The following is a 7,194-nucleotide window of genomic DNA, read 5'->3' as shown; positions in this document are numbered from 1 at the left end:
CGTTCTTCGATCATGCCTTCTTCTGGCATGTACGGGTATTGGATGGATTTCATATTTTTCGTTGTGATAGCCATTTCAACGTTATGGATGAGAGTTGCTTCATCTGAAATTGAGGCAACCTTTGGCTCAAAATCGCATTTTAGTAGAAATAAAAAGGGAGCGTCAAAATATTCGCGTAATGTTGCGGTGACAGCAAGAAATACACCGCCCCGAACGGCACTTGTATCTACATAGGAAGTAACCACTGCTTCACTATATGTACGAAATTCTTCTTTGTTGATTGCAAAGCGAACACGCTGCATCATATTGTAGTTTGGATTGGAGTCAAGTTCATGACCTGGTTCTACAATAAAATAACCAATTTTCGTGGGCACTTGCTCGGACTTTGGATGTCGATCCACCTTCCGCTTTGAAATTTTCATCAATTCTCCGTCCAAAAATGTTTTGATCGCATTTTCCTCATATTCTGCGGCATCTAACGTTTGGAAATGTTTAAAACGTTTATTCGCTTGCTCTCCGTTACCTTCTACTTGGACGACGTAAAAGGAGAGATAATGTATTTGAAAATCCATTGGTATCACCTAATCCTAACTGTAATTGCTTTTCTCAGTATAAAAACGAAAAAAGCATTCGTCAATGAACAAAGCGTAAGAAAGGTGGAGTTTTTTAGGAACTAATGTATTGATTAGGTGTCCCAAAATAATATAAGCCGCGATAGGCTGGATAATTGGATTGAAAATAAATATAAATCGGAGCATTTTGTAATATAGGATAGGTGCTGAAAAATGTTTGATCACCGTTGACAATTCCTTGAAGGGCAGTCGCCATCTCCTCTTTAAAAATGGTAAACCGTAGTTTGGCTACTTCCTCTATAAATTGTCCGTCACTTACAAGGACGACGCCAAATAAAGCTGGGATTTGCTGCGGAGCAATCATCCACTCTGCAAGAACTTCATCGTGCTTATTTACATCGATTGCTGTAAGGTCATAGCTGTATCCAATTGTTAAAAAGAGATCTCCCGTTATATCTGAATGGGTAAGCGTGTATTTTCGACCATGGACGGGTTCAGTGCTACTTGCTGGCGGAACATACTTTATTGATAATTTTGAAGGCTTAAATTGTGACATTCTCATGTTCCCCCTAGCTATTTTTCGTCTATGAATGAATAAAAAATCAATATTGCCGGTAGTAATATGAACCAACCAAGGACACTTTATAAATGAGTTTTTTTATTAATATATGAGGATGATTATAAAGAACATCACTTTATTTTAGAAATTCTCCATTTTAGAGTGGAGCTGGATTGGAAAAATAGTAAGAAATAGACGAGGTTGAGGTGGGGATATAGGTACATTTCAGGCAAGTCAAATCCATTGAGCCTGCCGCCCCTCATAGTGTATAATTTCTCTGGTAGAGAATGGGGGAATCAAGTATTGAAAAATAGAACAGTTGTTATGGTTAGTATTGTGATTGCGATGCTTGTTGCGTCGATTGATACGACGATTATGAATACGACGATGCCGGTTATTGCGAAGGAGCTTGGGCAGTTTGAGCTTTATGCTTGGTCGTTTGCATCGTATATGATTTTTTGTACGATTTTGTCCCCTGTTGCGGGGAGGATTTCTGACTTATATGGAAGAAAGCACGTCTTTGCTGCTGGAATTATTTTGTTTTTTGGCGGGTCACTACTTTGCGGGATGTCACAAAATATGGTACAGCTAATTGTGTTTCGTGCTGTGCAAGGAATTGGAGCGGGAGTGATGATGCCATTTCCTGCAATTATTGCCGGGGATTTGTTCCCTATTGAAAAGCGGGGGAAAATTCAAGCACTGTTTACGGCTATGTGGGGACTATCTGCAGTATTAGCACCACTCTTAGGAGCTTTTTTTGTTCAGTATATGACGTGGAGATGGATTTTCTTCGTTAACCTTCCTCTTTGTATCATTTCGCTTGTAATGTTGTTACCTTATAAAGAAGTATACACACCGAAAAAAGCAAGCGTTGATTATATCGGTGCTATTATTTTTGCAATTGGGGTAAGCCTTGTTTTACTTGTTACGGTTGTTGATTATAATCAACTCCTATACGGCATTTTAGGTGCGATGATATTAGCTGTTTTCTATTTTTATGAAAAAAAACAAGCTTCACCGATTGTTCCACTTTCACTCATTCGACATCGAACGATTAAGTGGATGAATGTGAATGGGTTCGTTGGTTGTGTTGCTTTATTTGGAACAGCTAGCTATGTGCCGCTCTTTTTACAAAAAATAGCGAATCAATCTTTATTTATGAGCGGCGTTGCCTTGCTCGGAATGTCAATCGGATGGATGGTTGCCGCAGTACCAGCCGGAAATTTAATTGGTAGATTTGGCTACCGGACATTGCTTATTATCGGGAATGGGCTGCTTGTATTATCTGGGATCCAACTTGCTATGTTAAATACGGGAAGTGGATTTTATTATGTTTTCTTTGCGATGATTGTCCAAGGCGTGGCATTTGGGTTAATTTCAACTGTAAGCTTACTCGGCTCCCAGCAACTGGTTGAACGACATGAAATGGGAATTTCTACTTCGTTCATTCTGTTCTCACGAAATATCGGTACAGCAATTGGTGTTACGGTAATGGGAGCAATTTTAACAAAATCGGACACCTTTATGCTAGGAATTCAGCACTTATTTTTATTTGGTATGATTGGAAGTATTCTTGCATTTCTCACCTCTTTCTTGATTCATAATGAAGCAAAAGTATCGATTGTACCTACAGAAGAAGCGTAAAAAAATATGCCAAGGCATACTTTTTTACATAATTTCTCTTTTAGGTGGAATCATAGTTATGAACCTATAAGAGAGGATTGATACGATGGATCAGGAGATTGCTATTAAAGAGTTAAATGCCTTTTTGAAGGGGCGATATATGGGAATTCACGCGTATGAGCATTTGATTCATCATGCAAAGGATGCCCATATAAAGAAAACATTGCAACTCATACAGCAAAATCATAAGCAACATGCCACTACAGTAGCGGAGCGTATTCAAAATTTAGGTGGTATGCCCGCAGATGACGCAGGGTTCATCGGTTCTGTGCAAGAGCTGTTTAGTAATATCAAAGGATATGCGCAAACAAATGATGAGATTGTAAAAACGGCCATAAAAAGCGAAGAAGATTATGCTGTTCGGCTTTCAGAGGAAATAGTAAAAGGAGATTTGGACGAGGAAAGCAATATCATTGTTCATCATATTATTAACGAGGACCGAAAGCATACGGATACTTTGAAAAAACTCCTACACTGATGAAGAAGGCACTAGCATATTAGTGTCTTTTTTACTGTGAATTCGTTACTATATAAGAGAGAAAATTGATAGGGGGACGTTTCATGAATGAAGTAATACAAACGATTCAACATCATCGCTCGATTCGAAAATATGAAGACCGATCATTATCGGACGAACAAATACGTACGATTGTAGAAAGTGCACAAGCGGCCGCTACATCAAGCTATTTGCAAGCGTATTCGATTATTGGTGTGAAAGATACGGAAAAAAAGAAAAAGCTAGCTGAGTTAGCTGGTAATCAGTCTTATGTCGAAACAAATGGACATTTCTTCATTTTTTGTGCAGATTTGCACCGTCACGAAGTACTAGGAAACATGGAGGGAGTCGATCTTTCATCCTTCTTGGGAAGTACAGAAAATTATATGGTTGCGACCATTGATGCTGCATTAGCAGCGCAGAATGCTGCACTTGCTGCAGAATCTATGGGTCTTGGTATTTGTTACATAGGGGGGATACGCAATAATTTAGAGGAAGTTGCAAAGCTACTCAACATTCCAAAACGAGTCGTTCCCCTATTTGGACTTACTGTCGGATATCCATTGCATGACGGAAGTATAAAACCGCGTTTGCCGTTTGCTGAAATCTATCATGAAGAAGAATACCATGATGACCAAGAAAAGACAAAGGAAAGTCTAACGAAGTATAATCAAGTAATTCAAGATTACTATATAAAACGTACGGGCGGAAAGCGTTCGGATACGTGGACCAGCCAAATAGTTCAAATGCTATCAAGTAAATCCCGTGAATATATGAAGGGATATGTACAAGGACAAGGTCTAGATCTAAAATAAGCAACAAAAGCCGGCATAATTGAGCCGGCTTTTTTAATCTGTTGAGACTACATATGCAAATGGAATGAGTTCTCTAGCTTTGACCTTTCTTACACCATTTGAGGTGTTAATCATGACTAAGCAGTCCGGCATATAATCGGATAACATTTGTCTGCAGTTGCCGCACGGAGCCAGTATTTCACCGCCATCTATTCCTCTTACTGCAACAATACTATCAAACTCCCTTTCACCATTTGTAATTGCTGCGCCAATGGCAACAGTCTCTGCGCATGCGCCGTGCATGGAATACACATTTACTCCGACATATATCCTTCCATTTTTGCTGCGAACCGCACATCCAACTGTATGATTGCCATTCTCTGAATCGTAGTTTTGCTTAATAATCGATGTTGCTGCTTCGAGTAGTTCTTTATCTAAATCGGAAAGTGTTAGTAGGTTTTGTGTCATTTTTTCCCTCCAAAATTTTTTCTTACTTTCATTATTAAAACCACTCTTTCTATGAAAAATCAATCGTTTTCTTCAGTTTGCATGGCTTCTAATCTCTACGAATGATATGCATAATCAACTTAGATAAAATTTTTTACAGGTTGTTAACAATTATTAATTAAAAAATAAATAAAAAAATATATAATGGTAGATAGGAATCCAATAATTTTTGGATAATTGAGAAATATATAATAAAACAGGGGAGAATTACGTTGAAAAAAATGATCCTGATTTCTCTTGGAATTGTGACGGTGGTAAGTGTTGGAGGGGTATACGCAAAACATTATAGTGAACAGCAAGTTAGTAAAGTGATTCTATCCTCGGTCCAGTCACAGCACCTAACCGATACACTACAAAATCATTTGAATGATGTACAAGTTGCAGAAAAGAAAACGGAAGAAAAAACAGATTACCACAATGTTACAGTAGTGCCTACAGAATCTGGATCGAATGATCAGAAGCAGCAAGTAGAGGATAGAAAGCAACCTGAAGTAAATGCAATATCAAGTAAGGTGGATCTTGAAAAAGTAAATCAAGCAGCAGTAACAGACCTAGCAAAAAAAGAAAAAGTAGAGACGCAAGCAGATGCAATAAAATATGTTGAGCATAAATTATCTACTGCTGAAATTCTTAAAACTATGGAACTGTATAACAACCGAAAACAATTGACAGCCGAACAAAAACAAACAGCTAAGCAAGATATACTATCGCATTTTTCGAAAGAAGAAGTAGCTATGCTAGTCCAAGCGGTTCAAAAGAAATAATATTATTTTAACTACAAGTGACTAAAAACAAGGGCGAAGATTTTCTTCACCCTTGTTTTTTAGTGGAAAATATATAATCTTAAACTATGCAAAGAGTAGTAAGTATAAAATTATACTTCTTTTCGCATTGATGTTTTTAGGAAAAGAGGATAAACAATGGCCGAAGAATTGAGAAATGTGTTTAATCAGACGTTTATAGAGGAATTGATACAGGCATTTCAAAAGGAATATCCCTTAATGGATGGAGAAACCTTTCGTAAACTTATTTTTCAAGAGGATTGGAATGGACTAGCCTTAAAACAGCGCATGAGAAAAATTACGGTTTGTTTACATGAGGTATTACCTCATGAATACACGGAAGCACTGAATATACTATATAAAGTGGCCCCACAATTTGGAGGACTGAGTGGCATCATTTTTCCTGATTATGTAGAACAATATGGTTTGGAAGAATGGGATGAATCCATAAAAGCATTGGCTTTTTTTACTTCACTTTCCACATCAGAATTTGCAGTTCGACCATTTCTATTAAAAAATCAGGACCGCATGCTTAGCCAAATGATTGAATGGTCCATTCACCCAAGCGAACATCTTAGACGGTTAGCAAGTGAAGGCAGTAGACCAAGACTTCCATGGGGATTATCTGTTCCTTCATTAAAAAAGAATCCAGAAAAAACGTTACCCATATTAATGAACTTGAAAGAGGACGATTCTCTTTACGTGCGCAAAAGTGTGGCGAATCATCTTAACGACATCTCATATCTTGCTCCAGATATCGTAATTGAAATAGCGAAAGCATGGAAGGGGAAACAAAAACGCACAGATTGGATCATCCAACATGCGTGTCGTTCCTTACTGAAAAAGGGAGATGCACGGGCACTTTCGTTATTCGGATATCAGGATGATCATACCATTACCATTGAAAAATTAACGCTCGGTTGCGATATTATAACCATCGGGCAAAGCATTCCGTTTTCGTTTGAACTATATTCAGAAAACGCACTTCCCGTACGAGTAGAATATGGAATCGATTTTGTAAAAGCTAGAGGGCAAAGACATAGAAAAATATTTATGATAAAAAAAGGTGAAATTAAGAAGGGAGAAAGACAAGCCATTATTCGTGAGCATTCCTTTCAAGACTTAACTACAAGAAAACATTATAAAGGAACACATACATTGTCTATTATTGTAAATGGTGTAGTAAAAGCAACAAAGGACTTCAAATTGATTGAGCCTGTATTAAAAGAAAAATCGTAATGATTACACGTAGTTTTCTCTGTTAAACCTGTGCAAAAAGGGTAAAAGTTTTGCCATGACAAACGTCACTATTCGATAAAAAAACATCATGTTACACTTCGGAATAGTTAATAAAAAACTACTTGAAACGAGGAATTACGTTGAACTTTCCCCAATTAAAAATAGGACATATTATGCCAAAGGTTCCCATTATGCAGGGTGGGATGGGTGTCGGAATCTCTCTTTCCAAACTTGCTTCAGCTGTAGCAAATGCAGGGGGGATTGGTATTATTTCCGGTACAGGAATTTCCGTTGATGAATTGCGTAGTCATATTAGGCAAGCTAGAAACTCTATGAAAGAAAATGGATATATCGGTGTCAATGTGTTATTTGCTATGAATGATTTTGCCGAAAAAATGAAAGCCGCGCTAGAAGAAAAAATAGATTTCATTATTTCAGGCGCAGGGATTTCAAGAGATATGTATGCATGGGGAAGACAAGCGGGAATTCCGGTTCTTTCTATCGTCTCTTCTGCAAAACTAGCTAAAATTGCTGAAAAACTTGGAGCAGCTGCTGTTGTCGT

9 protein-coding genes are annotated in these 7,194 nt (G+C 37.8%); 6 read left to right on the top strand and 3 right to left on the bottom strand.

Going from position 1 to position 7,194, the window contains the following annotated elements; translation table 11 throughout:
- Together AC11ZT_RS11975 and AC11ZT_RS11970 are read right to left on the bottom strand one after the other, a co-directional pair.
- On the bottom strand, nucleotides 1-572 hold a 572-nt coding region (locus tag AC11ZT_RS11975; protein WP_484059813.1), incomplete at its 3' end, for a DUF3900 domain-containing protein.
- A gap of 94 nt (nucleotides 573-666) precedes the next feature.
- A complete protein-coding gene (locus AC11ZT_RS11970; protein ID WP_484059812.1) occupies nucleotides 667-1,128 on the bottom strand; it encodes a staygreen family protein in 462 nt (153 codons plus the stop codon).
- Between the two features lie 306 nt (nucleotides 1,129-1,434).
- Between AC11ZT_RS11970 and AC11ZT_RS11965 the strand changes: the two genes are divergently transcribed.
- The 3 genes from AC11ZT_RS11965 (at nucleotide 1,435) to nfsA (ending at nucleotide 4,125) form a co-directional block, all read left to right on the top strand.
- Complete coding sequence (locus AC11ZT_RS11965; RefSeq protein WP_484059811.1) at nucleotides 1,435-2,775, top strand: MFS transporter; 1,341 nt, start codon at nucleotides 1,435-1,437, stop codon at nucleotides 2,773-2,775.
- Between the two features lie 85 nt (nucleotides 2,776-2,860).
- The gene (locus AC11ZT_RS11960; protein WP_484059810.1) at nucleotides 2,861-3,292 is read left to right on the top strand and encodes a DUF2383 domain-containing protein; all 432 of its coding nucleotides are present in this window, start codon (nucleotides 2,861-2,863) and stop codon (nucleotides 3,290-3,292) included.
- An 83-nt stretch (nucleotides 3,293-3,375) separates the two neighbouring features.
- Complete coding sequence (nfsA, locus tag AC11ZT_RS11955) at nucleotides 3,376-4,125, top strand: oxygen-insensitive NADPH nitroreductase (protein WP_484059809.1); 750 nt, start codon at nucleotides 3,376-3,378, stop codon at nucleotides 4,123-4,125.
- Between the two features lie 33 nt (nucleotides 4,126-4,158).
- Here nfsA and AC11ZT_RS11950 read toward each other — a convergent pair whose 3' ends face one another.
- Nucleotides 4,159-4,572 (bottom strand): cytidine/deoxycytidylate deaminase family protein, encoded by a 414-nt coding sequence (locus tag AC11ZT_RS11950; protein WP_484059808.1) that lies wholly within the window; start codon nucleotides 4,570-4,572, stop codon nucleotides 4,159-4,161.
- 251 nt (nucleotides 4,573-4,823) lie between these two features.
- Between AC11ZT_RS11950 and AC11ZT_RS11945 the strand changes: the two genes are divergently transcribed.
- From AC11ZT_RS11945 to AC11ZT_RS11935, 3 genes are all read left to right on the top strand, one after another.
- Nucleotides 4,824-5,375, top strand: coding sequence for a hypothetical protein (locus AC11ZT_RS11945; RefSeq protein ID WP_484059807.1), 552 nt, complete (start codon nucleotides 4,824-4,826; stop codon nucleotides 5,373-5,375).
- Nucleotides 5,376-5,531: 156 nt separating this feature from the next.
- A complete protein-coding gene (locus AC11ZT_RS11940) occupies nucleotides 5,532-6,632 on the top strand; it encodes a DNA alkylation repair protein (RefSeq protein WP_484059806.1) in 1,101 nt (366 codons plus the stop codon).
- Between the two features lie 122 nt (nucleotides 6,633-6,754).
- A partial coding sequence (locus tag AC11ZT_RS11935) for an NAD(P)H-dependent flavin oxidoreductase (RefSeq protein WP_484059805.1) occupies nucleotides 6,755-7,194 on the top strand: 440 nt, incomplete at its 3' end.

It is taken from the genome of Ectobacillus sp., from assembly GCF_056992975.1.
The sequence above is the reverse complement of the archived record's forward strand: the minus strand, read 5'-3'. Positions and strand labels throughout refer to the sequence as shown.